The organism is Micromonospora echinospora, assembly GCF_900091495.1.
Classification (GTDB): Bacteria; Actinomycetota; Actinomycetes; order Mycobacteriales; family Micromonosporaceae; genus Micromonospora; species Micromonospora echinospora.
On sequence record NZ_LT607413.1, the window covers coordinates 6,726,699 to 6,749,695 of the forward strand.

Genomic DNA, 22,997 nt, shown 5'->3' on the forward strand with positions numbered 1-22,997 from the left:
TACCGGCTGGTCGAGGACGCGAAACGACCACGCGCCCGGTAGGGGCGCGGGTGGGTCAGCGGGACGGATCGGCGAGACGGCCGACGAAGATCGCGGTCGGCCCGGGGGTGCGGCGCACGTCGACCAGGTGGAACCCGTTCGCGGCGAACAGCGACGCCATCTCCGCGGCGCTGCGCTCCCGGCCACCGCTGCCGACCATCATCTGGAGGTCGAGGAAGCCGGGATGGCTGCCGCCGGATCCCTCGGGCACCAGGCAGTCCAGCACCAGCAGCCGGGTACGCGGCCCGAACGCCGGACGCAGCCGGTCGAGGACGGGGCGGGCCTGCTCGTCGGTGAGCCCGTGCACGATGTTGCGCATCAGGTAGGCGTCGCAGCCGGGCGGCACGTGGTCGTAGAAGCTGCCGTTGACCACCTCCACCCGGTCGGCCACCCCGGCCGCGTCGAGCACCGTCGGCGCGTCGGCGGTGGCGGCCGGCAGGTCGTAGAGCACCCCGCGCAGGTGTGGATGCCCGCTCAGGATGCCGGCCAGCAGCTGCCCCGATCCGCCGCCGACGTCGGCGATCCGTTCGTACCGGCCGAAGTCGTGCGCGGCCAGGATCTGCGGCATGTCGAGCCGGCTCAGTTCCCGCATCGAACGGTGGAAGTGCTCGCCCTCGTCCGGGTGCTCGGCGAAGTAGTCCCAGAGGAAGCCGCCGTACTGCCGGGGGAAGGCCGGGCGGCCCTCGGTGACCGTGGCGGTCAGGTCGGACCAGATCCGCTGGTTCCAGCCGGAGCTGATCTGGATCAGCGTGTGCCGGACCGAGCGCGGATGGTCGCTGCGCAGCGGTTCGGCGAGCGTGTTCAACGCGAAGGTGCGGGGCCCTGTCCGGCGGAAGATGCCGTCGGCGGCCAGCGCCCGCAGCACCCGGAACAGGCTGTCCTCGTCGGCGTCGGTGGCGGCGGCGAGTGCCGCCACGTCGCGGGGACCGTCGGTGAGCTGGTCGGCCACCCCGAGCCGGGCCACCGCGCCGAGCGCGTGCGTACGCCAGAAGCCGGACGCGGCGTCGAGCAGGCTCGCGGGCGGCGGTGCCAGGCGACGCGACGTGCCACTGAGGGCGGAGCCGACCGCGCGGACCGCGTCGACCAACACCATAGGGGGAGCTGATGGTTTCTTCGCCACGAAACGTACGTTACCGACATCAGTGCGACAAGCAACCAGCCAAACGGCCTATTGCGCCAAGTTGGACTTTCCCCTGGTCAGGACGGTGACACGGAACGCCGACCGGCTCGCGGTGACGGCCCGTTCGGCGGCGTCCCGGCAGGAGTCAGACTCACTGTCGTGACCCGCACCCCGCCCACCCTCGGCCAGGTCGTCCGCGACGAGCCCGACGTCGCCCACGAGCCCGCCCCGCTGCCGGCCGACCTCTCCCCGCAGGTCGCCGAGCGGTGGCAGGTCGGGGCCGGGCACGCCCCGTGCCACCACGGCGAGATCCTCCAGGGCGTCTTCCTCGACGCCGACGGGCGTCCGTGCCGGGGACTCGTCACCCTCCCCGTTCCCGGTACGGGCACCACCGCCACCTTCGTCCGGCGACTTGGAAGCCCCGCCGGCCACCTGACGGTCCGTCCCGCCGACCGGCGCAAGGCCCGGCGCGCCGCCGCCCTGGCGGTGGCCGAGTGCGCACGGCTGACCGGGGAACGTGCCTGCGGTGGACGACTCGGCCTGCGCGGCCAGGTTCCGGTCGGGATCGGAATGGGCTCGTCCACCAGCGACGTCATCGCCGCGGTACGCGCGGTGGCGGCCAGCTTCGGCGTCCGGCTGCCGGCGGAGACGGTGGCCCGGATCGCCGTCCGGGCCGAGCGGGCGTCCGACCCGCTGATGCTGGACGGCAGCGCGGCACTGTTCGCCTCCCGGGAGGCCCGGGTGCTGGAGGACTTCGGCCGCCCCCTGCCCGCCGCCGTCGTCCTCTCCTGCACCACCGGCGCGGGACGCCCGGTGGACACCCTGACCCTGCCCGCGCCGTCCGCCCGGGAGGTGCCGGCGTACGAGGAACTCCGGGCCGCGGTGCGGCAGGCGGTCGCCACCGCCGACGTCGGGCTGCTGGGCCGGGTCAGCAGCGAGAGTGCCCGCCGCAACCAGTCCCTGCTTCCCAAGCCGGAGTTGGAGTTCCTGGAACGGGTCGCGGCACGGACCGGAGCGGCCGGCGTCCAGGTCGCGCACACCGGCAACGTGGCCGGCCTGCTGTTCGACCCGGCCACGCCCGACCTGTCCGAGCGGCTGCGCCACGCCGCCCGGCGGCTGTCGGCAGGCGGGCTGCCGGTGGGCCGGACCATCGGGCCCTGACCGGGGACGCACGGTGCTCAGCGGGCGCGCTCCGCGTCGGACGACGGCTCGGCCCCGGAGGGAACCACGGTGTCGGTCGTGACGGTGGGCAGTGCGGTCTCGGCCGGAAGGTGGCGTCGCGGTGTCCAGGCCAACGCGAGACAGCCGCCGACCAGGGCGAGCAGCATGCCGATCAGGAAGCCGCCGAGGTTCGAGGTCAGCCAGGAGGCCAGGGCCAGGATGATCGAGACGATGGCGTAGAAGGCCCGCTGGGCGGGCGTGACGAGCAGGAGCACGCCACAGGTCAACAGCAGCAGGGGAACGAGGTAGCCGGCCATCCCCTGGAGTCCGATGTGCAGGATGACCGGCAGGGGGGCGCGCACCGAGGCGAGGATCTCGGCCCCGCCGAGGATCACCAGGAACGCACCCCAGAACGGACGGGTCCGACGCCAACGCCGGAACCGACCTGACCGGCTCCGGCGGGACGTCGCGGCGGGCCCGGGGACCGCACCGGCCATCGTCAGCAACCCTCCGACGCGAAGCTCATCCGCAGATGGGGCAGGGTGAAGGCGGCGGCCGTGGTGGCCCAGTTGTTCTGCCGGAGATCGTCGATGACGACCCTGTCGGCCTGCTGGGCGAAGACCCCGATGCCGCCCTTGACCCCGGGCACCTTGTCGAGGGTGCTGGCGTCCTGTCCGATGTCGATGTTGGAGAAGTCGGCGTCACCGGCGATGCTGTCCGAGTCGACGACGAGCGTGCGGGCCTTGACCGGCTTCCCGGCGTTCCCAGCGGTGATCTTCAGGACCATCCCACCCATGTTGACGCTCTGGCAGAGGTTGGTCAGCTCAGCCCGGTCGATGGCCGAGACGATCACCACGACCTGCCCCCCGGTGTCCCCCTCGTTGGGGCTGCCCTCGACCATGTGGTCCAGCGCGGCGAACTGCTCGAAGCCGGTGCCGTCGAGCCGGTCGGCGGTCACCGTGAAGGGCAGGCCGGAGATGGAGAACTGCGCCGCCAGAACGCCCTGAGCGGTGAGCAGCACCATGGCGGCACTGAGCACACCGGTGCCGAGAAGCATCGGAAAGAACCGCCGCCAGCGGACGGCGCCTTCTTCGGGGACGGTTGCGGAGGCATGCGCGATATCGACGGACGACATGACCGACTCCCTTGATCGAATGGTGTCGTGGCGAGCTGTCGACGGCAGGGATGGCACAAGTTACCGCCGAGTACGGTACGGGGTCAAGGCGTCCGCGAGCTGCGTCTTCACCATGGCAAAAAAAGTCAAAAACCTCGATCACATGACGACGGAATTGTTTCTTGACGACGCCACGGTCGGAGGCATATAACATCGGCAGAATTCATTGCTTCCGGTCGAGACGTCGCCTTCTGCGATCCGTCCGACGCACACCGACGCGACGCCCCCCGCCCGCCGATCCCGTCCCGGATCGGCCCGTGGACGGTCACGTCGCGCCTCCACCGCCCACCGCCCCGCCCCGGCCCCGTGCCGGCCGGTCGACGGGTGCCGCCCGAGGAAGGAGGCACGGACCACCCCGCCCGTTCCACCCCACCCCGCCCTCACCCACCACCACACCCAGGGAGAAGTCATGCGCAGGTACGCGTACCTCACCCTCGCCGCGACCTCGGCGCTGCTGGCCGTGCTCGCCACCGCCGGCCCGGCCGCCGCGGCGGGCAACGTGCTCACCTACGGCAGCGCGAGCGGGGCCTCGGTCGGCGTCGGTCAGACGCTGACCGCGAACCTGAAGGCCGGCACCACGGCCAACCTCTACAACTCCACGACCGGCAGCACCGGCGTGAAGTGCGCCCAGTCCACGTTCGGGGCCACGGTCACCAGCAACCCGACCGCCCCGGGCACCGCGACCGAGAACGTCGGCACGCAGACCGTCAGCAACTGCACGAGCAACGTCATCGGGGTGATCGGCGTCCGGAGCATCACCGTGAACAACCTGCCGTTCACCGCCTCGGTGACCAGCGGCAAGGTCCTCACCATCACCGGCGGCGCGGCCGGACCGATCCAGACGACCGCCGTACTCAGCACCCTGCTCGGCACCATCACCTGCGTATACCAGGCAAACGGCAACCGCCTGGTCGGCACGGCGAACAACGCCGACATGTCCATCACCATGGTCAACCAGCCGTTCACCAAGGTCTCCGGACCCGGCACCTGCTTCCCCACCGGCTACTTCACCGTCACCTACGCCCCGGTCACCGGACCGGGCGGCACGGTGTTCGTGAACTGACCACCCCGACCGGCCGGCGGCGCCCCCGCCGGCCACCCCGGCCCGGCCGGTGTCGACCCCAACAGGGTCGGCGCCGACCGGGCACGGGCGCGTCCACACCGGACCGGGCCGACGGGGCGGGCGACAGCCCGGCGTGACGGCCCGATCCGAAACGGACACCGGAGAGCCACCGAACGTTCGACAAGTGTCGATTTCCAACGTTGTAGTGCCTAGACTGGCCCGATGCACTACCGCCTCAGTTCGGTCCAGGCGTGCTCGCTCGCCCGCGCCCTGGACGTCATCGGTGACCGATGGACGCTGCTCATCGTCCGGGACGCGCTGCAGGGCACCACCCGCTTCGACGGCTTCCTCCGCAGCCTGGGCATCTCCCGCAACATCCTGACCGACCGGCTGAACACGCTCATCGGCGTCGGCGTGCTCGACCGGGTGCCCTACCAGGACCGCCCGACCAGGCACGAGTACCACCTCACCGACCGGGGCCGGGAACTGCTCCCGGTGGTACTGGCCGTGACCCAGTGGGGCGACCGGCACCTCGCCGCCCGCCAGCAGCCGGAGCAGAGGGTCGGCCGACGGCCCGGTCCGGACGCCCGCAGCCGGTGGCGGCCCCGGGCCACTTCGTCTTGACCCGGCCGGGCCGGTCGGTGGCCCGGCCCGGTCCGTCCGGGTGAACCTGAGTCCACGGGAGCCCGTCACGCAGGGCCACCCACGAACCCCGGTCAGTGGTTAGGATCCGCAGAGGGGAGAGCGGAAGAGGTCGTCGATGACACCATCGGTTCCGTACCGGCTCGACCAGAGGCTGGGTTCCTGCCAGATCGGCAGCGTCTGGTCCGCGCTCGACGAGGAGCACGGACCGCTCGCGGTGGCCGTGCTCGATCCGGGCATCGCCGCGGAACCCCGCTGGCGCAACGCCTTCGCCGCCACCACCAGCGCCCTCGGCCACGCCGAGTCCGGTGGTCAGCGCTTCGTCGCCGCCGACTTCGCGGCCACCACCCCCTGGGTCGCGTACCCCGAAGGGGAACTGTCCCTGGCCACCCGGACGTTCTCGGCGCTCGGTATGGACTACCGCCCGGCGGCGGAGGAGGGCCCCGAGGAACCGCCCGCCCCGCACGTCCGGGACACCGGTCCAGCCGTGCCCGATCCGCCCGCCACCGGGTCCGCGACCGGGGAACCGGTCGAGACCGGGCCACCCGTGACCGTTCCCGGCCAGACGCCGCCCACCACCCGCCCGACCCTGGTGATCGCGGCGGTCGTCCTGCTCGTCCTGGTCGGTGCCGGCATCCTCTTCACGGTGACCCGCTCCGGCGACGACGATCCCGGTCCGTCCCCCCGGGCCGGCGCCGGGCCGTCGTCCGCGGCGGTACCGACCTCCGCCCCGCTGAACCCCGGCCTGGAGCCGCCGGCACCGGGCAACTGGCCGGCGCAGTGGCCACGCTTCGCCGCCACCGACCGGGTCCGCACCCTGACCGGCCTGGACGGCCTCGCCTTCCCGGTCAAGGTGCCGCTCGGGTGGCAGTGCACGCCGGCGGGCCGGGCCGAGGGTTACACCCGCCACCAGTGCGGCGCCTCCACCGACGACGGTCCGCCCATCGGCGGTGAGCTGATCGTGCGGGACTGCCCGGTGCCGTGCACCGGCTCCCGCCAGGTGGCGATGCGCACCGCCGAGGAGGCGTGGGGTCTGCGCTGGACACGCGGTGGGCAGAGCGCGGTCTACGCCGAACGCAGCGGCCTGCTGATCGACGGCACGCCCCGGTACGTGCTGGTGGTGGTCGCCTACTGGCGCGGCGGCGAGGGCGACGTCGACCGTCAGCTGGTCCTGCGGATGACCGCTCCGCTGGACGGCGCCAACCAGCTACGCCGGGTCGTCAACTACCTCCGGGACACCCTGGTCTTCTGAGTCCCGGTCCGGCTCGCCGCGCAGGACCAGGCAGAGCGGCAACCAGCTCAGGTGGCCGGCCAGGGTGGTCGGCACGTGGGACGCCTCCAACCAGGAGACCCAGGCGAACGCGACCAGGTAGAGCATCGGCACGACGCGGCCCCGGCGGGCCACCGACACCGCCCGCCGCCAGCAGAGACCGAGCAGCGCCACCACCGCCGCGACGACGAGCAGGCCGCCCACCACCAGCAGGTGGACCAGCAGGTTGTGCCCGTGGTTGAACGCGCCGCCGAGCGCCTCGGCCAGGCCGGGCTCCCGGTCGAAGAACTCCGGACCGTGGCCGAGCAGGGGTCGATCCCGCCAGTGGGCCAGCAGTTCGCGCCAGATCCGGCCCCGCTCGGTGAAACCGGCCGGATCGGTGGTGACCAGCGGGGTGACCACGGTGAGCGCGAGCCCGGCCGCCACCGGCAGCGACACCAGCGCCACCCACGGCCGGCGTGGCCGCCACCCACGTCGCGCGGCCACGGCCAGCATCGCCCGGGTCGCCAGGACCGCCAGGACCGCGACCTGGCTGGTGCGGGAACCGGTCCAGGCCACCGCGACGAGCATCACCGCCAGCGCCGTCCAGCGTGACGACGCGGTCCGCAACGCGAACACGAACGGCAGGCTCAGGGCCAGCACGATGCCGAGGACGTTGGAGTGCGCGTACGGGCCGGCCAGCAGGCCACCGGGGACGGTCTTGGCGCCGGCCGCCGCGCCGGTCAGCAGGGCCAGTTCCGGTCTCGCCGCCGCCAGCAGCATCGACCCCAGCGCGGTGAGCGCCCCGCACGCGCCGATGGTGGCGAGGACCCGGCGGCCGGGGCGACACACCCACACCGCGACCGCGACCAGCGGCAGGGCCAGCGTCACCGGGCCGGGCCGCTGGTGGTTGGCCCAGCCGGCGGACGCGACCACCGCCAACGGGGCGAGCGCCACCAGGAGCCCCCACCAGCGGTCGGGACGGCCACGCCGCAGGCCGTACCCGGCGAGGACCGCCGCGAGCCCGACGACGGCCAGGGTGAGCGCGTCGCCGAGGAGCCGACCGGTGACCGGCATCAGGTCGGTACGGGTGTTGAAGCCGGGTCGGCCGCTGTCGAGCAGTTGGACGAGCGGCGGCGCCACCCCCCGCAGCCAGGCCAGAACGACCAGCAGCGCGATCCCCGCCTCGGTCTGTCGCCCCGGCTGCCGGAACGTCGCCCGCCCCAGCCCACCGGTGATCCGGTCCCGCAGCGTGGTCACCGCGCACCGCTTCCGGTGTCGACCGGCGCCGGGACGCCGGGCCGTCGTCGGGCACGGAACCGGGCGCGCAGGAAGCGGAGGTCGTCGGCGTACGGGACGGTGACCGCGCGCAGCGACGGCACCCCGGGCAGGCCGACGACCGACCGGGCCGCCGACAGCACCGCCACCGCGTACCCGAGAAGGCTGGCCACGGCCGCGCCGACCGCGCCCAGCGGGGCCAGCACGACGAGCGCCACCACACCGGTGAGCGCACCGGCGACCAGGGCGGCCGAGGAGCGTCCCGCCCGACCGTGGGCGAGCAGCACCGCGCCGAGGATCTGCCCGCCGGTGTAGAGGACGGTCGCCGCGCAGAGGACGACGGTGGGCGGCACCGCCGGCGCGAACACCGCCCCGAAGACCAGGGGGACCAGCGGTCCCGCGACGGCGGCCAGGACGACGCACGCCGCCAGCGTGAGCGGCAGCGCCAGCCGGGCCACGCGCAGCGCGGCGGCGGCGTCGTCGCCGTCGGCGCGGCCCATGAGGACGGTCCGGGCGGCGGTCGCCACGACCATCGGCAGTTCGGCCACGCTCACCGCGACCGCGTAGAAGCCGAGCTCCCGGGCACCGAGCAGGGGCAGCCCGATCATCTGGTCGAGCCGGGCGGTGGCGACAGCCGCCAGCACCCCGGGCAGGCAGACCGCCGCGTACCGGGTCAGTGACCGCAGGGGCAGCGGCCCGGACGGCACCTCGCCGACCGGCGCACGACGCAGCCGGCGCAGCCCGACCGCCGTCCCCCCGGCCATCGAGGCGAGGAAGAGCAGGCCGGCGACGAAGGCGCTCAGGTCGAACGCGAGGCAGACGCCCACGAGCAGGACCGTCCGGATCACCGCCGGCACGACCTTCACCAGGTTGACGCCGCCGACGTCGGCGGCGCCGGTCAGCGCGCCGACGAGCAGGTTCGCCAGGATGTGCAGCGGAGCGAGCAGGGCCAGGACGAGGAACTGGTGGCGCTCACCCGTCTCCCCGGCGAGGACGAGCCCGAGCACCGCCAGGAGCAGCACGCCGAGCAGGCCGAGCGGCACCGTGGCGAGCAGGGCGACCCGGGCGGCGTCCCGGCGGGAGATCCGGCGGTGCCGGAGGTGGAAGGTGAGCGCGTCCTGGAGGCCGTACGTGCCGAGCCAGCCGTAGACCACGACGGGCAGGGTCAGCGCGGCGTAGAGCCCCCGCCCCTCCGGCCCCAGCTCCCGGGACAGGACCGGGCCGACCAGGAGCCCGCTGAGCGGGACGACCAGGTTGGCGGTGGTGGCGGAGACCAGGCGTCGGGTCGACATCACCGCTCCGGACGGGTGTGGCGGTCGGCGGGAGCGGAACGGTCACGACCAACGGTGGAACCCGGACGGCGGTCGGCGACAGCGGAACGGTCACGGCCGGCGGCAGGACCCGGAGGAGGCTCGGACAGGTCGAGGGCGCCGCACGCGGTGAGGGAGTCGACCAGGTCCGTGGCGAACCGGTCGGCGGAAAACCGGTCCCGGACCAGCCGGACCGCCTCGGCGGCCATGGCGTCGAGATCGGCCGGGGCGGTGCCCAGGATCCGCTCGGCCAGCGCGGCGGGCGTCCCGGCGAGGCGCACGGCGGCGCTCGGCGGGACACCCTCGGCGCCGACCGGGGTGGCGAACACCGGTACGGCGTGGGCGAGCAGGGTGAGGGTCTTCAGCTTGACGCCCGCCCCGCTCCACAGTGGCACCACGGCGGCCCGACTGCGGGCGAGCACCGGCCGGAGGTCGTCGACGTAGCCGAGGACCCGCACCCCGGGGTGCCGCGCGAGGGTGGCCCGGACCGGCCCGGTGAGCCCGGAACCGACCAGGTCCAGGGTGTGTCCGGCCGCCGCCAGGCGGGGCCACCCTTCGGAGAGGAACCGGCGCAGCCCGACCAGGTTCGGCTCGTACGCGAAACTCCCCAGCCAGACCAGCTCCCGCTCGTGCGGGTGGGGCCGGTGCCCGACCGGCAGGGCCACCGCGCTGGGCAGGACGACGTCCGCCGTCCGACCGTGGTGACGCCGCAGCCGGGCGGCCTCCTCCGCGCTGGTCACCGAGACGGTGGCGCAGCGCGACAGCACGGTGGCCTCGAAGCGGGTGGAGATCCGGGTGAGGTAGCGGGCGCGGAGCCGGCGGACCGGGCCCGCCGCCGCCTCGACCTCCTGCCGGAGGCTGGCGGCGAGCACGTTGGCCTTGTCCCAGTGCCAGCGCAACGGGGTGTCCCGCACGTAGGCCCCGGCCGCCTCGCCGAGCGCGATGCCGACCCCCGTGCGCCGCCGCAGCTCCCCATGCAGGTCGGCGCTCCAGCGGCTGCGGACCCACGGTGGCAGCCCGGCGGCGAGGGACTCCGGGTAGCGGCCGGCCGGGCCGAACCGGTCGCACCGGAAGGCGGTGGCGTCGAAGACCCGTACCTCGACCCCGGGGAGCATCCGACGGAGCTGGTCGACCTGCTCCGGTCGGGTGTCCGGGCGGCGCACCACTAGCAGGGTGTGGTCGCGGACCGACGCCAGCGCCCGCAGCGCCATGAGCACCCGGACGGGGTCACCCCGGTCCTGCGGCAGCGGGAAGTACGAACAGACCACGGTCAGTGTCACCCGGCCCCTCCCACCCGCCGGTCGACGAGCCGGGTCCAGGTGTCGACCAGCCGGTCGGCCTGCGTGGCCGGGGCGAACTCCGCACGGAGACGGGCCTGGAGGACACGGCTACGCCGCCGCGCCTCCGTCGGATCGGCGAGCACGTCCCGGACCGCGTCGGCCACCGCGGCCGGGTCGTCGGGCGGCACCCGCCAACCGGCGTCCGGGCCGACGAGTTCCGGGATGCCGGAGAGCGCCGTGGTCACCACCGGCACGCCCCGGCCGGCCGCCTCCATCAGGAACACCGGGATGCCGTCGAGGTCGCCGTCCGGCCCCGCCCGGCAGGGCAGCACCGCGACCTCCGCGTCGAGCAGGGCGGCCATCGCCACCTCGTGCGGCACCGCGCCGTGCAGGTGGACGGTCCCGGCCAGGCCGTACCGCCGCACCTGCCGGCGTACCTCGGCGCGCAGCGGCCCGTCGCCGTAGACGTCGTAGCGGAGGTCGTGACCGGCGGCGACGAGGCGGGCGACCGCGTCGACGGCGGTCGGGACGCCCTTCTTGGCCACCAGGCGGGCGACGGTGACCAGCCGCGCCGGGCCGGGAGCCGGGGGTGGGCGCTCCCGGTCGGGGTCGACGGTCCGGCCGTCGTGGGCGGCCCGCACGATCCGGTGCGGGACCGTCGCCATCGGCACTCCCCCGGCGGCCAGCTGCGCCACCGAGGCGGCGGAGACGACGAAGAGGTGGTCGAGCCGGGACAGCCGGCGGCGCAGCGCCGCCGGGTTCGGTTCCCGGAGGAAGTCGGCCGCGTGGGCGGTGGCGGTGACCGGCCGGTCCAGCCGACGGGCGAGCAGCAGGGCGACCGCGGTGGGCAGGTTGACGAAGTGCGCGTGCAGCACGTCCGGACGGAACCGCGCCACCGGCCCGGCCAGGCCGGCCGCGCCGGCGCAGGCGAGCACCCCGCGCGGCAGGGAACGGGCGCCGAGGACGCGCAGGTCGGCCGGGAGACCACCGGGTCGGCGTAGCAGCCGGCCGGCGGCCCGCCGCAGGTCGGCGACCCGGCCGCCGCCCGGCCCGACCGGGAAGACCTCGACGGTCGCTCCGGTCGCCCGGACCGCCCGCACCTCGGCGGGGACGAAGGTCTCGCTGGGGCCGGGCGGATGGGCGAGCACGTACGCGACCCGCAGGCGACGCCCGTTCACCGGGCCGGCCCCGGCCGGTGTGCCCGCCGTACGGCGTCGAAGAACTCGCCGTGCCGGGCGACGCACTCCGGGTCGGAGAGCAGCCCGGGGGTACCGGCGGCAGCGGCGGCCAGCTCGATCCGGAGCCGGTGCGAGGCGACCAGGCGGCGCAGGGCCCCGGCGAGCGCCTCGGGTCGGCCGGGTGGGACCAGCAGGCCGTTGACGCCGGAGCGGATCCACTCCCCCGGCCCGCCCCCCTCGGTGGCGATCACCGGCTTGGCCCGGGCCAGTCCCTGCAACACGGTCTGCCCCAGCGCCTCGGGGCCGAGCGAGGCGTGGACCAGGATGTCGATCGAGTCGAGGACGGCGGAGACGTCGTCGACGTGCCCGAGGAAGTGCACCCGGTCGGCGACACCCAGCCGGGTGGCCAGCGCCCGCAGCTCCGCCTCGTACGCCGCCTCACCGAACAGCGGGGCCCCGCAGAGGTACGCCTGCACGTCGGAGTCGGGCAGCGCGGCGGCGAACGCCTGGAGGAAGACGTGCTGGCCTTTCCAGGGTTGCAGCCGGCCCACCATGCCCACCGCCCGGACCACCGGTCGGACCCGGGGCCGGAGCACCCGCTCCCCGATGCCGATCGGGCTCTGCAACACCACCCGGTGGGCCGGCACGCGGGGCCGCCCCATCACGCTGGCGAGGGTGAACCGGGAGTTCGCGACGAGCCCGTCGGCGTGCCGCAGGGCGAGCCGGGTGAACGCCGGCAACCCGAGCGGTCCCAGGGTCTCGGCGTTCACCGGCCCCCGGAGGTGCACGACGAGGGGGCGACGGTGGCGACGGTCGGCGAGGGCGCAAATGATCGCGGCGGCGGCCGTGTTGGCGTGCACGAGGTCGGCGTCGCGGAACAGTGGGCTGCGGCGCAGGACACCGGCCCCGGCCCGTAACGCCGCCAGGTAGCGCGCCGCCAGCAGCGGGGCCCGGCTGCGGGTGCCTCCGGTGGGCAGCGCGGGCAGGTCCTCGGCGACCGTGACGTCGGTGCCCCGCAGGTGGTCGAACGCGCCGCCGCCCGGTGGGGCGTGCAGCGCCGCCCGCCAGGGCCGGTCCCGCCCGACCAGGCGGGCCAGGGCCAGTTCCGCCCCACCGGGTTGGGAGGTGTGGCTGACGTGCAGCACCCGTGGCGGTTCAGTCGCACTCATGCGCGACCCACTCGGTCACCCGGCTGGCGAACTCACGGCCGGAGAACCGGGCCGCCTGGGCGGGTATCCGGGTCCGGTCCAGCTCGTCGAGGCGACCGAGGGCGTTGGCGTAGTCGCGGGGGTCGGTGGAGTCGAGGAGGACGCCGGTCTCCCCGTCCACGACCGTCTCCAGCAGACCGCCCCGGCGCAGTCCGAGCACCGGCGTCCGGCACGCCTGTGCCTCCACCGGAACCATGCCGAAGTCCTCGTGCACCGGGAACAGCAGCGCCCGAGCTCCCCAGTAGAGCTGCCGCAGCCGTGTCCGGTCCGGCTGGACCTCGAAGGTGACCGGCACGGTGGCGCGGGCCGCCAGCCGGCGCAGCCGGGTCTCCTCCGGGCCGGACCCGGCGATCACCAGGGGCAGCCGGGCCGCCTCGGCGATGGCGATGACCAGGTCGAAGTTCTTGTACCGGACCCAGCGGCCGACGCCGAGGAGGTAGTCGCGGGGCGCAATCCGCTCGACGCCGCGCGCGCTGGCGAAGAACTCCACGTCGACCGGCGGGTGGATCACCCGGGCGTCGCGCCGCCAGTGCCGGCGGATCCGGTCGCGGACCTCGCGGGAGTTGGCGGCGTAACTGTGCACGTGCCGGCTCAGCCGTACGTCGAGGGCGCGCATCACCCGGCGGGGCACGGCCAACAGCCGGCCGCCGGCCCGGTCGTCGACTCCCGGGGTCCAGAGGTAACGGGCCGGGGCGTGGACGTAGCTGAGGTAACGGGTGCGCTCCGGTGGACCGAGTCGGGCGGTGTGCGCGAAGGCGTGGCTGGAGGTGATGACCACGTCGAAACGCTCCCGGGTGAGGGTGCGCCAGACCAGCGGCATGACCGGCAGGGCCAGCGCCTTGCTGAGCCGCAGCGGGGTCCGGGCCAGCCAGGACTCGCGCAGCTCCGGCGCGTCGACACCCGGATCGCGCCAGAGCGCGAAGCGTGCCGCGGCCGGGAAGACCTCGGCGAGCTGACGGAAGACCTGCTCGGCGCCGCCGGTGGCGGTGAACCACTCGTGGACCAGCGCGATCGAGCGCTCCGCTGGCGGCTGCGTCGGCCGCGCCACCGGCACGTCGCCGGAAACCGGCGGTGACGTGTCCTGGTGGTCGAGTGGAACGGGCGGAATCATCAGCTCGTACCCCCGCGACGTGGTGTCGGGACGTGATGGACGGTCGACGAGGCGCAGCCGGATAATACCGCGAGTCGTGATCGGAATGCGCTCCCGGAAAGCGGGAAAATCGACATGCCGACATCGGTTACCACCGAAAAGTTGATCTATTAGTCTCTATGTCAGTAGGGCCGGGGCGCGGTCCCACCGGCAATGTCCGAGGCGGACCGTCACCCGGGGGAAATACCCCGCCCCGGACAGCCACGATTATGGGAATCCCACCTACGGTGCCGCCATGACCGACGATGTCGCGCTGCTGCTGCGGCGGGCCGGCTTCGGTCCGACCGCCGCCGAACTCACGGCGGCGCGGCGGGCCGGCCACGCCGCCACGCTGACCGCCCTGACCAGCCCGCCGGGGCCGGACATCGGCGCCACCCGGGCACCGCTGCCCCGCCTCGGCCCGGACCCGTACGCACGCACCCCGACGCCGAGCCCGGAACAGCGGATCCGCGCCGACGACCAGCGGCGCAGCGAGACGACACTGATCAGTCGCTGGTGGCTGGACCGGATGACCGTCGCCGACCACCAGGCGACGGAGAAGCTGCTGTTCTTCTGGCACGGCCACTGGGCGACGTCGATCGTCAAGGTGAAGAGCGCGCAACTGATGCTGGCCCAGCACGGCGCGCTGCGCGCGGCGCGGGACTTCGTCGACATGGTGCACCGGATGGTCGTGGACCCCGCGCTGGTGTACTGGCTGGACGGGCAGTTCAACAGCAGGGAGGCACCGAATGAGAATCTCGCCCGGGAACTGCTGGAACTGTTCACCGTCGGCATCGGCCGGTACACCGAGGCGGACGTCCGGGACGCGGGGCGGGCGCTGACCGGCTGGCGGATCGACCTGGCCGGTGAGCGGACCACCCTCGACCCGCGCCGACACGACGACGGCGAGAAGACAATCCTCGGCGAGACCGGGGCCTTCACCGCGCACGGCCTCGCCGATCTGCTGCTGCGGCAGCCGGCCTGTCCACGGTTCGTCGCCACCCGGCTCTGGCACCGGTACGCGTCGTCCCACCGTCCGGTCCCCGAGCCGACCCTGGCGGCGATGGTCGCCGCGTACCCCGACCCGATGGCGATGCTGCGCGCGCTCCTCGCCGACGAGGCGTTCCCCGCCACCCGGTCCACGATGGTCAAGCAACCGGTCGAGTGGCTGGTCGGGGCGATGCGCCAGTTGGCGCTGCGGCCGGCCACCATGCCGACGGAGACCGTGGTCGCGTTGCTCGACGGACTCGGCGGGCTCGGCCAGCGTCCGTTCGCCCCGCCCAGCGTGGGCGGCTGGCCGGCCGGTGCCGCCTGGCTGACCAGCGCCGCCGCCCGGCTGAAGCTGCACCTCGCCGGCAAGCTCGCCGCGCTGCGCAGCCCCGAAGGGTTGACCCCGGAGGAGGTGGCCCACCTGCTGTGCGTGGACCGGTGGACCGACCGGACGTACGCGGTGCTCCGAGCCGCCGGGAACTCCCGGTTGATGCTCACCCTCGGCCTGGTCAGCCCCGAGTACGCGGTGACCTGACGTGGACCGGCCGACCCGACGACGGTTCCTGCTCGCCTCCGGTGTGGTCGGTGGCGGGGCGCTGGCCGCCGGGGTCGGCGGGATCTCCCTGGTCCGGCTGCTGGGCACCGGCGGGGAGCGGCCGGCCACCCGCCGAGTGGACACCGTCGTCCTGGTCACCCTGTACGGCGGCAACGACGGCTTGAACACCGTCGTCCCGTACGCCGATCCGGCCTACCACTCGGCCCGCCCCGAGCTGGCGTACCCGCCGGAGCGGGTGCTGGCCCTGGACGACCGGCACGGGCTCCACCCGGCGCTGACCGGGCTGAAGGGACTCTGGGACGACGGGCGGTTGGCGATCGTGCACGGGGTGGGCTACCCCCGGCCGGACCGCAGCCACTTCCGGTCGATGGACATCTGGCAGAGCGGTACGCCCGACGCCCCGGCCGACACCGGCTGGGTGGGCCGGTGGTTGGACAGCACCCGCGCGCCGGTGGAGGCGGCGGTCAGTTTCGAGCCGGTACTGCCGCCGCTGCTGGTCGGACGGACCCGGGTCGGCGCCTGTGTCAGCTATCAGGGACTGGAACTGCCGGACTGGGTGGCGCCGACGATGATCGCGGCACTGGGCCGCGTCCAACCGGGCGAGCCGGACGCGCAGGCGCGCGCGGCGGCGGCGTACGCCGACCTGGTGGAGATGGGCCGGCTGGTCCGCGAGGCGGCCGATCCGGTCGCCAGCCCGACCGCCGCTGCCGAGGGCACCGTGCCGGCGACCGGCACCGGCGGTGGTGGGGCCCTCGCCGCGCAGCTCGCGCTGGTCGCCCGCTGTGTCGAGGCCGGCGTGCCGACGCGGGTGTACTCGGTGAGTCTCGGTGGCTTCGACACCCACGCCGGGGAGCTCGCCGCGCACGAGGTGCTGCTCGGCCAGCTCGACGCGGCGGTGGCCGGTTTCGTCACCCGGATGGCCGGCAGCGCGGCCGGCCAGCGGGTCGCGGTGGTCGTCTACAGCGAGTTCGGCCGGCGGGTACGCGCCAACGCCTCCGACGGCACCGACCACGGCACGGCCGGACCGGTGCTGGTGGCCGGCGCGCGGGTGGCCGGCGGCTTCCACGGCGCACCGCCCAGCCTGACCGACCTGGACGGCGGTGACCTGAAGGCGACCACCGACTTCCGGGACGTCTTCGGCGCGGTCCTCGCCTCGGTGCTCGACGCCGACCCGGAACAGCATCTCGACGGCTACCGGGGGCGACCGCTGCCCCTGTTCCGGCGAGACTGAGCCACTACCGGGCAGCGGCGAGGATCTTGCCCACCTGGTCCCGGCGGACGGCGGTGTAGAGGGCACGGGCCTTCGCCTCGTCGGCGAGGACGACGCTCTCCGTGCCGATCCGGCCGGTGCCCCGGCTGGGGCTGGTGAGGAAGGTCAGGTTCCCGCCCCGCAGGTGCCGCAGGTCCATGGCCAGGTCGACCAGGGAGAGCGTCTCGTCGACCGAGACGGCGTCGGCGGTGGCGCGCAGGAAGTCGTCGAGCCGGACCGGGTTGGTCAGCAGCCCCCCGGAGGCGGCCTTGTCGAGGATCGCCCGGATCACCTGCTGCTGGTGCCGGATGCGGGTGAAGTCGCCGTCCGGGAAGGCGTACCGCTCGCGGGCGTAGTCCAGGGTGGTGGCGCCGTCCATGGTCTGCCGACCCGTCGTGAAGTGCCGGCGGCCGTCCGGGGTGAGGGCGTGGGTGGAGGTGAAGCTCTCCGCCACGTCGATCTCCACGCCGCCCAGGGCGTCGACGATCTCCTTGAAGCCGGCGAAGTCGACCATCACGACGTGGTCGACGCGGACGCCGGTGAACTCCTCCACGGTCTGCACCAGCAGCGGCACCCCGCCCCAGGCGAACGCCGCGTTGATCTTCGCGTCCCGCTCGCCGTGCCGGCCGTCCTTCGAGGCGGGAACGTGCACCCAGGTGTCCCGGGGGATGGAGACGAGTTGGGCGCTGCCGCCGCCCCTGGGGATGTGCGCGAGGATGATCGTGTCGCTGCGGGAGCCGCCGGTGTTCTCCGGGTCGCGGGAGTCGGAGCCGAGGATCAGCAGGTTACGGGCGTCGCGCGCCTCGGGTGCCTTCGCCGGCCGGGACGCCTCGGGCACGGCGGTGAACACGTCCACCCGCCCGACGTCCGACTCCACCGACGTGAGGTACACGACGCCCCGAGCACGACAGCCAGGGTCAGCACCAGCGTAACCAGCACACCGACGGTCAAGGCTCTCTTGCCTCTGGCGACGTAACCAAGAGACTTGGCAGTAGGCGACGACTCTCCGGAATCCACACCCGTATCAGCATCGCCAGAGGATCGAGGGGACATGCCGTCATGCTATCGAAGCGGGCATCAGCCGGAAACACTTCCTTCTGACCGATTCACATCCGGGCGCGTTCACGCCAGGAGCGGCAGGAAAGAATCGCCTCTCTCCGCGTCCTCCAGCCGCTCGTAGTGCTTCTCGCTTGTCAGAATCCGCCCACGCTCCACCCGGGCGTACCCGCCCCCCCGCGGAAAGACGATCACCGCTTTGCCAGGTCGCCTACTGACCCGAACCTGCCCACCCTCCAAAGCCCCGAGGAAAGATGCGATCTCGTCTTCGATCTCCACGGCGAACCATTGCTGCTTCTGATCTGATATGTCGTACAGGTCGGTATCCACATGGTAGGTCAACTCCGGTGAAGCCTCCTGGCGGTCGAGGGTGAACCCGAGCGACAACCCCCTTCTGCCGACCTCCACTGTCAGACGACAACCCTTTCCCCGAATCCGGTAGACACGACCCTCGCCCTTCCCCTCAACATTGACCGCAAGACCATGTTCGGCCAACCCGCCCACCGCGCGGGCGATCTTCTCACCTATCGCTTCCGCCACTGTCTACCACTTCTTGTAGAACGATTTACCGAACCAGTTGAAATCGACTCCGACCTTGCGCAACTCCAGATGTAGGTGAACAGGCGAAAGCGCCTTTCCAATTGGGCCGAGATTTTTGTAATGCTTCGGGGCCGGCCCAATAGACACTCTGACCGGCGTGCCATCAGTAACGCGACCGATGCGGATGTAGTTATTCCCTCTGGCTATCTTGTGCCCTAAACGCTTCAGCGCATTCAGAGGGCATGGCACCAACCCGAGCGGATCGATCTCGAAGGTTGGGTTGGCAACATATGCGTGCGGGTCCGGTCCCGCATCGAGACCTAGCGGATCTGCGCAGGCATATCGCGCCGTCTCGGGGTCGTAGTAGCGGTGGTAGTTGTATGACGCGCCGGTTTCCGGGTCACGGAGCTGACCCGGGAAGCGCAGCGGGCAGTCGGTCCCGTCGGCACTGACGTGGGTGGGAATTCCCCAGATGGTCGTTCGCTGCTGCCAGGCCACTCGGCCATCGGGGTCGACCAGTTCGGTGGGCGTCCCGGTCAGGTCGGCGACGATCGCGTAGAAGCGGCGGTCCACCTCGGACTGGTCGAGCGCCGAGCCGTCGGTCTGGCTGATCGGGGTGAACGAGTCCGGGGCGTACTCCCAGGTGCTGGTGAGGTCGCCGGTTTCGTCCCGGTGGGTCTGCTCGATCAGGCGCGGTCCGTCCCAGGCGAAGTCGACCTGCTCGACCACTTCCCCGCCGGCGTCGAGACGCTGCTTGGCGACCCGCCGGCCGAGGGCGTCGTAGCGGTAGCGCCAGCGGGTGCCATCCGGTGTGGTCACCCCGACCAGTCGGTCGTCGCTGTCCCACGTGTACCGCCAGGTCGACGGCTTGGTCGAGCGCTCCTTGCGTTGCCGCAGCACGACCCGCCCGGCGTCGTCGTGCTCGTACCGGATGTTCCCGGCCCGGCGGATCAGGGTGCCGGTGTACTCGCGGTCGCCCTGTGCGGCCCCGTCGTCTCCTGCGTCGGGCCAGGCCGCGCTGGTCAGGTTGCCGGCGTCGTCGTAGGCGTAACGCTCGGTCCAGTTGGCCGCCCGGACGGCGGTGATCCGGCCCGCCCGGTCCAGTTCCAGCCGACGTTCACCGGTCACCTGGTCGGTGATGTCGACCAGGTAGCCGTCGGCGCGGTACCGGTAGGCCCGGTGGGCTACCAGTTCCGGCACGCCGGCCAGGACATCCGACCCGGCAGTCGGGTTCGCGGTGAGAGCCTGGGAGAGCAGGCGGTGGTTCGGGTCCCAGGTCTGGGTGAGGACGAGCGCACCGACGCTGCGCCGGGTCTCCCGGCCGGCGGCGTCGTGCGTGAACCGGATCGTCTGCCCGCCGGTGTGCAGAGCCACCGGGCGGTGGCCGGCGTCGTAGTCCCAGGTGCTCTCCAGTCCGGAGGGAGTACGCCGGTGGGTGCGTCGGCCGAGGGCGTCGTAGGTCGAGGTGACCCGGTGCCCATCGCAGATCTCGGCGAGCACCCGGCCGAGCGGATCCCGCTCGAACTGGAGGTCGACGTCCGGCGAGGCGGCGTGCGACAGCCGCCCGACCGGGTCGTACCGGAGGATGGTGACGCCCTCGGCGGTACGCCTCTCGACGATGTTGCCCAGCTCGTCGCGGACCAGCTCGACCTGCTGGTCGGCACCGTTGGTGCGGGCCACGAGCTGACCGGCGGCGTCCAGGGTGTAGGTCTGCCTCCGGCCGTTGAAGTCGGTCTCGGCGACCAGGCGGCCGGCCGGGTCGTAGTCGTACCGCCAGGTCAGGCCCTGCGGGTTGGTGACCGTGGTGAGGCGCAGTTCGGTGTCGTAGGCGAAGGTCAGCCGGCCGCCGTCCGGGCCGGTGCGGGACACCGGCAGGTCGAAGGGGCCGATCGCGAACTCGGTGGTGGCCCCGGTCGGGTCGGTGTGGGTGACCAGGTTGCCTTCGGCGTCGTACGTCCACTCCTCGTGCGCGCCGTCCGGGGTACGCCGCCAGGCCAGGTGTCCGTCCGACGTCCAGCCGAGGTAGGTGGTGCCGCCCACCGGGTCGGTCATCTCGGTGACCCGCCCGGCCGTGTCCCGCTGACAGCTGGTCACCGCACCGGTCGCGTCGGTGATCCGGCTGAACAGGCCGGCGGCGTCGGTCTCCACCCGTAGGGCGTTGCCGAGCGCGTCCACCACCTCGGCGAGGTGGCCTGCGTCGTCGTAGTGGTAGTGGGTGACCGCCCCGGTCGGGTCGGTGACCATGGTCAGGTTGCCGCGTTCGTCGTACGCGCGCCGCCAGGTCGCACCGTCGAAGTCGGTGACAACCACCGGTTGGCGGAGGCCGTTGTACGACGCGGTCGCCCGGCTCCCGTCCGGGCGCACGACCTCGACCAGGTTTCCGTCGTCATCGTAGTGATAACGGAGGATTCGCCCGAGGGCGTCCGTCTCTGTCGACTTTCGGTCGTATCGATCCCAGATGCAGGTGCTGGCGTTTCCGAGCGGGTCGGTGACTCGTTGACTCTGCCCACGTTCGTTCAGCTCGTAGACGGTGGCGTGGCCGAGCGAGTCGACCACCGTGGTCGTCCGGGCGTCCGGGTCGTAGTGCAGCCGGGCGGCCAGGTATCCCCCGGTCCCGGTGGCGGTCACGCACCGCCCGTGCTCGTCGTAGGCGTACGCGTACTCCTGTTCGTTCCGGTCCTGCCAACGGAGCAGGCGGCCCTCGTCGTCGTACCCGAACCGCAGCGGACGGCCCGACTCGTTGACGACCTCGGCGAGGTGGCCCCGCTCGTCGTAGCCGAACCGGACGAGGACCCGCGCGTCGCCGGAGGCGTCCGCGTCGAGCAGGCTCAGGGCCGCCACCCGGCCCCCAAGGGTGTCGACCGCGATCCGGTACCCGCCGCTGTGCCGGATCTCCGCGATCTCGCCGTCCCGCCAGTCGAGGTCGATCCGGTGGCCGTTCCGGTCCGTCACGGCAACCAGTGGCAGCACCCGGACCGGTTCGCCGTCCTCCGGTCCCGGGTGGCCGGGCACCTCGCGGAAGTGCAGGGTCCGGCCACTCTCGGATTGATCGACGCGGTACCCGTCGGCGGTCGGGGTGAGCGGCCACCGTGGCCCCGACTCGGGCAGGGTGCGCACGTCGACGGCACCGGGCTGCGAATAGGTGAGGAGCATGCCGTCCTCGGCCACGAGGCAGGCACCGGCGTCGTCGAGTTCGAGCCGCTGGTCGAGGGTGGACGCCCAGGAGGTGCCGAACCACCGGCCGACCCGGTAGGACGACAGGTGGCTGCGGCTGAGGACGAGCGGCAGTAGGCCGGGCAGCTCGACGTCGGTCTGGGTGAGGACGACCTCACCGCTGGCGATGTCGATCGGGTCGGCCGCGCACCGACGTGCCCCCAGGGGAATGCTCGGGCGGGGCATGTTCGCCAGCGCCTGGCGTGCCCTGCCGAATCCGTTGCCGAGTGCGGACAGCCCGCGCCCGGCCAGGGCCGCGACCGGTCTGCCCAGCATCGCCAAGCGGCCGATGGGTACGACGGTGAGCACCCCGTCGATCAGGATCTGGGTGAGGCTGCCCTTCCCGGTGGCCGCGTAGACCGACGCGTCGATCAGCAGCGCGGTGGCACCGGCCGCGATGGCGATCGGTCCCATGACGGGCGCGAGGATCGGAATGAACGAGAGCAGACCGGCGACCAGGGACACGATCTTGAGCGCGCCGGAGAGCTTCTGGAGCAGTTCCTGGTTGTCCCGGACGAAATTGGTGAATTGCCCTTTGAGGTTCCACCACTTCGGATTTTCCCGAAAGCGCAGGTCCTTGGCTTCGTTGATGACCCGGACGCAGTCCCGGACGGCGTTGGTCTGCCTGGTGCGCAGCCCGTTGGCGGCGGCGACGCAGGCGTCCCACTCCCGCTGGGCCTGGGACAGGGCCGCTCCGGCCGCACCGCTGTCGGACTGGTAGGTGTCCGGTTCGGTGTCCTCCGGCGGCCGGGCGGCGGCCTCCCGCTCGTGGCGGGCGTCGGCGTCGCGGGCCCGCTCCGCCCGGCCCCGGGCGGCCTGCAACGCCGCCCACAGTCCGGGTGCCCGCTGGGCGAGCGGGCGCATCTCGTCCTGGAGACCACTCAGGGTGTCGGCGAACGTCCGTAGACTGGTGGACACCTTGCCGAACGCGTCGCCGGTGATCCGCAGGTTCCCCGGCATGCTGGCGTTGAGGCCCTTACGGAACTGGTCACCTTCGGGCCCGACGAACTGGCTGGTGTCGAGCCTGGTGATCTCGCTGGCGGCCTGGGTCGCCGCCGTGCCGAAGTCGTGCCACTTGCCCGCCGACGAGCGGATCGCCGACGGGTCTCCCTCGATGCGGAACAGGTGCGCCGGAAACTCCGCCATCGCGCCCGGACCTTCCCCGTACGTCCGTCTGCCTGCTGGTCACGCTCCATCACGTGCCGGGCGGGGTCGGGTCACCGGAGACGGCCCGCCCGGCGCTGTTGCGCCTTCGACGTACCGGGTCAGCCCTGAAGGGCGCCGCGCACCTGGCCGCGCATCTCCTGCACGGAGGTGGTGGTCTGCCCGAGGGCCTGCCGCACCGAGTCGAGGATCTGCTTGACGGTGTCAGCCGAGGTGTTCCACTGCGTCTGAATGCCGTTGTAGATCTCCATTTCGTCGCCTTCCCAATTGGCCTTGACCCGGGTGACGAAATTGGTGAGATCATCGAGACTTGCCTGGACGCCGTTGGCGACGGCGGCGATGTCGCCCTGGGCCGATCCGGCGGTCGACTCGTCGTAGCTGAACACGTCGGCCATGTC

Annotated in this window: 19 protein-coding genes; 6 read left to right on the forward strand and 13 right to left on the reverse strand. The window is 73.0% G+C overall.

The window, feature by feature from the left end; genetic code table 11:
* Nucleotides 1–55: 55 nt before the first annotated feature.
* Nucleotides 56–1,132, reverse strand: coding sequence for a methyltransferase (locus GA0070618_RS28795; RefSeq protein ID WP_088984428.1), 1,077 nt, complete (start codon nucleotides 1,130–1,132; stop codon nucleotides 56–58).
* 186 nt (nucleotides 1,133–1,318) lie between these two features.
* On the opposite strand from GA0070618_RS28795, the gene GA0070618_RS28800 reads away from it, so the two are divergent.
* Nucleotides 1,319–2,320, forward strand: a complete 1,002-nt coding sequence (locus tag GA0070618_RS28800; protein ID WP_197701678.1) for a GHMP family kinase ATP-binding protein — start codon at nucleotides 1,319–1,321, stop codon at nucleotides 2,318–2,320.
* 17 nt (nucleotides 2,321–2,337) lie between these two features.
* Here the strand turns inward: GA0070618_RS28800 and GA0070618_RS28805 are convergent, their stop codons facing one another.
* A complete protein-coding gene (locus tag GA0070618_RS28805; protein ID WP_197701679.1) occupies nucleotides 2,338–2,817 on the reverse strand; it encodes a DUF6114 domain-containing protein in 480 nt (159 codons plus the stop codon).
* Between the two features lie 2 nt (nucleotides 2,818–2,819).
* The gene (locus GA0070618_RS28810; RefSeq protein ID WP_088984429.1) at nucleotides 2,820–3,455 is read right to left on the reverse strand and encodes a DUF6230 family protein; all 636 of its coding nucleotides are present in this window, start codon (nucleotides 3,453–3,455) and stop codon (nucleotides 2,820–2,822) included.
* Nucleotides 3,456–3,903: 448 nt separating this feature from the next.
* Between GA0070618_RS28810 and GA0070618_RS28815 the strand changes: the two genes are divergently transcribed.
* The 3 genes from GA0070618_RS28815 (at nucleotide 3,904) to GA0070618_RS28825 (ending at nucleotide 6,451) form a co-directional block, all read left to right on the forward strand.
* The gene (locus GA0070618_RS28815) at nucleotides 3,904–4,557 is read left to right on the forward strand and encodes a Tat pathway signal sequence domain protein (protein ID WP_088984430.1); all 654 of its coding nucleotides are present in this window, start codon (nucleotides 3,904–3,906) and stop codon (nucleotides 4,555–4,557) included.
* A gap of 222 nt (nucleotides 4,558–4,779) precedes the next feature.
* Nucleotides 4,780–5,181, forward strand: coding sequence for a winged helix-turn-helix transcriptional regulator (locus tag GA0070618_RS28820; RefSeq protein ID WP_088984431.1), 402 nt, complete (start codon nucleotides 4,780–4,782; stop codon nucleotides 5,179–5,181).
* Between the two features lie 136 nt (nucleotides 5,182–5,317).
* On the forward strand, nucleotides 5,318–6,451 hold the full coding sequence (locus tag GA0070618_RS28825) for a hypothetical protein (RefSeq protein ID WP_088984432.1): 1,134 nt from the start codon (nucleotides 5,318–5,320) through the stop codon (nucleotides 6,449–6,451).
* On the opposite strand, the gene GA0070618_RS28830 is transcribed toward GA0070618_RS28825, so the two are convergent.
* Genes GA0070618_RS28830 through GA0070618_RS28855 form a run of 6 tightly spaced genes read right to left on the reverse strand, consistent with a single transcriptional unit; the run spans nucleotide 6,407 to nucleotide 13,813 of the window.
* A complete protein-coding gene (locus tag GA0070618_RS28830; protein WP_088984433.1) occupies nucleotides 6,407–7,708 on the reverse strand; it encodes an O-antigen ligase family protein in 1,302 nt (433 codons plus the stop codon). The two genes, GA0070618_RS28825 and GA0070618_RS28830, sit on opposite strands and share 45 nt — an antisense overlap.
* Nucleotides 7,705–9,018, reverse strand: coding sequence for an oligosaccharide flippase family protein (locus GA0070618_RS28835; RefSeq protein ID WP_088984434.1), 1,314 nt, complete (start codon nucleotides 9,016–9,018; stop codon nucleotides 7,705–7,707). The genes GA0070618_RS28830 and GA0070618_RS28835 overlap by 4 nt, the downstream gene beginning before the upstream one ends.
* Nucleotides 9,018–10,316, reverse strand: a complete 1,299-nt coding sequence (locus GA0070618_RS28840; RefSeq protein ID WP_088984435.1) for a glycosyltransferase family 4 protein — start codon at nucleotides 10,314–10,316, stop codon at nucleotides 9,018–9,020. Before GA0070618_RS28840 ends, GA0070618_RS28835 begins: the two co-directional genes overlap by 1 nt.
* The gene (locus GA0070618_RS28845) at nucleotides 10,313–11,494 is read right to left on the reverse strand and encodes a glycosyltransferase family 4 protein (protein WP_170107794.1); all 1,182 of its coding nucleotides are present in this window, start codon (nucleotides 11,492–11,494) and stop codon (nucleotides 10,313–10,315) included. The genes GA0070618_RS28840 and GA0070618_RS28845 overlap by 4 nt, the downstream gene beginning before the upstream one ends.
* Nucleotides 11,491–12,663 carry a glycosyltransferase family 4 protein gene (locus GA0070618_RS28850; protein ID WP_088984437.1) on the reverse strand — a complete coding sequence of 391 codons (1,173 nt, stop codon included), beginning with the start codon at nucleotides 12,661–12,663 and terminating at the stop codon, nucleotides 11,491–11,493. The genes GA0070618_RS28845 and GA0070618_RS28850 overlap by 4 nt, the downstream gene beginning before the upstream one ends.
* Nucleotides 12,650–13,813, reverse strand: coding sequence for a glycosyltransferase (locus GA0070618_RS28855; RefSeq protein WP_088984438.1), 1,164 nt, complete (start codon nucleotides 13,811–13,813; stop codon nucleotides 12,650–12,652). Before GA0070618_RS28855 ends, GA0070618_RS28850 begins: the two co-directional genes overlap by 14 nt.
* 274 nt (nucleotides 13,814–14,087) lie before the next feature.
* Between GA0070618_RS28855 and GA0070618_RS28860 the strand changes: the two genes are divergently transcribed.
* Together GA0070618_RS28860 and GA0070618_RS28865 are read left to right on the forward strand one after the other, a co-directional pair.
* A complete protein-coding gene (locus GA0070618_RS28860) occupies nucleotides 14,088–15,356 on the forward strand; it encodes a DUF1800 domain-containing protein (protein WP_088984439.1) in 1,269 nt (422 codons plus the stop codon).
* Between the two features lies 1 nt (nucleotide 15,357).
* Nucleotides 15,358–16,608, forward strand: a complete 1,251-nt coding sequence (locus GA0070618_RS28865) for a DUF1501 domain-containing protein (RefSeq protein ID WP_088984440.1) — start codon at nucleotides 15,358–15,360, stop codon at nucleotides 16,606–16,608.
* A gap of 4 nt (nucleotides 16,609–16,612) precedes the next feature.
* Here GA0070618_RS28865 and GA0070618_RS28870 read toward each other — a convergent pair whose 3' ends face one another.
* The 4 genes from GA0070618_RS28870 to GA0070618_RS28885 form a co-directional block, all read right to left on the reverse strand.
* Nucleotides 16,613–17,503, reverse strand: coding sequence for an LCP family protein (locus tag GA0070618_RS28870; protein ID WP_331253117.1), 891 nt, complete (start codon nucleotides 17,501–17,503; stop codon nucleotides 16,613–16,615).
* 245 nt (nucleotides 17,504–17,748) lie between these two features.
* Nucleotides 17,749–18,222, reverse strand: coding sequence for a hypothetical protein (locus tag GA0070618_RS28875; protein ID WP_143740213.1), 474 nt, complete (start codon nucleotides 18,220–18,222; stop codon nucleotides 17,749–17,751).
* A 3-nt stretch (nucleotides 18,223–18,225) separates the two neighbouring features.
* Nucleotides 18,226–22,581 (reverse strand): DUF6531 domain-containing protein, encoded by a 4,356-nt coding sequence (locus tag GA0070618_RS28880; protein ID WP_088984443.1) that lies wholly within the window; start codon nucleotides 22,579–22,581, stop codon nucleotides 18,226–18,228.
* Between the two features lie 119 nt (nucleotides 22,582–22,700).
* On the reverse strand, nucleotides 22,701–22,994 hold the full coding sequence (locus GA0070618_RS28885; protein ID WP_088984444.1) for a WXG100 family type VII secretion target: 294 nt from the start codon (nucleotides 22,992–22,994) through the stop codon (nucleotides 22,701–22,703).
* Nucleotides 22,995–22,997 lie beyond the last annotated feature (3 nt).

Coding starts and splice junctions, on each gene's coding strand:
- GA0070618_RS28885 (WP_088984444.1), bottom strand. CDS start 22,994: ATGGCCGACGTGTTCAGCTACGACGAGTCGACCGCCGGATCGGCCCAG.
- GA0070618_RS28835 (WP_088984434.1), bottom strand. CDS start 9,018: ATGTCGACCCGACGCCTGGTCTCCGCCACCACCGCCAACCTGGTCGTC.
- GA0070618_RS28825 (WP_088984432.1), top strand. CDS start 5,318: ATGACACCATCGGTTCCGTACCGGCTCGACCAGAGGCTGGGTTCCTGC.
- GA0070618_RS28820 (WP_088984431.1), top strand. CDS start 4,780: ATGCACTACCGCCTCAGTTCGGTCCAGGCGTGCTCGCTCGCCCGCGCC.
- GA0070618_RS28805 (WP_197701679.1), bottom strand. CDS start 2,817: ATGGCCGGTGCGGTCCCCGGGCCCGCCGCGACGTCCCGCCGGAGCCGG.
- GA0070618_RS28860 (WP_088984439.1), top strand. CDS start 14,088: ATGACCGACGATGTCGCGCTGCTGCTGCGGCGGGCCGGCTTCGGTCCG.
- GA0070618_RS28850 (WP_088984437.1), bottom strand. CDS start 12,663: ATGAGTGCGACTGAACCGCCACGGGTGCTGCACGTCAGCCACACCTCC.
- GA0070618_RS28795 (WP_088984428.1), bottom strand. CDS start 1,132: ATGGTGTTGGTCGACGCGGTCCGCGCGGTCGGCTCCGCCCTCAGTGGC.
- GA0070618_RS28810 (WP_088984429.1), bottom strand. CDS start 3,455: ATGTCGTCCGTCGATATCGCGCATGCCTCCGCAACCGTCCCCGAAGAA.
- GA0070618_RS28855 (WP_088984438.1), bottom strand. CDS start 13,813: ATGATTCCGCCCGTTCCACTCGACCACCAGGACACGTCACCGCCGGTT.
- GA0070618_RS28815 (WP_088984430.1), top strand. CDS start 3,904: ATGCGCAGGTACGCGTACCTCACCCTCGCCGCGACCTCGGCGCTGCTG.
- GA0070618_RS28880 (WP_088984443.1), bottom strand. CDS start 22,581: ATGGCGGAGTTTCCGGCGCACCTGTTCCGCATCGAGGGAGACCCGTCG.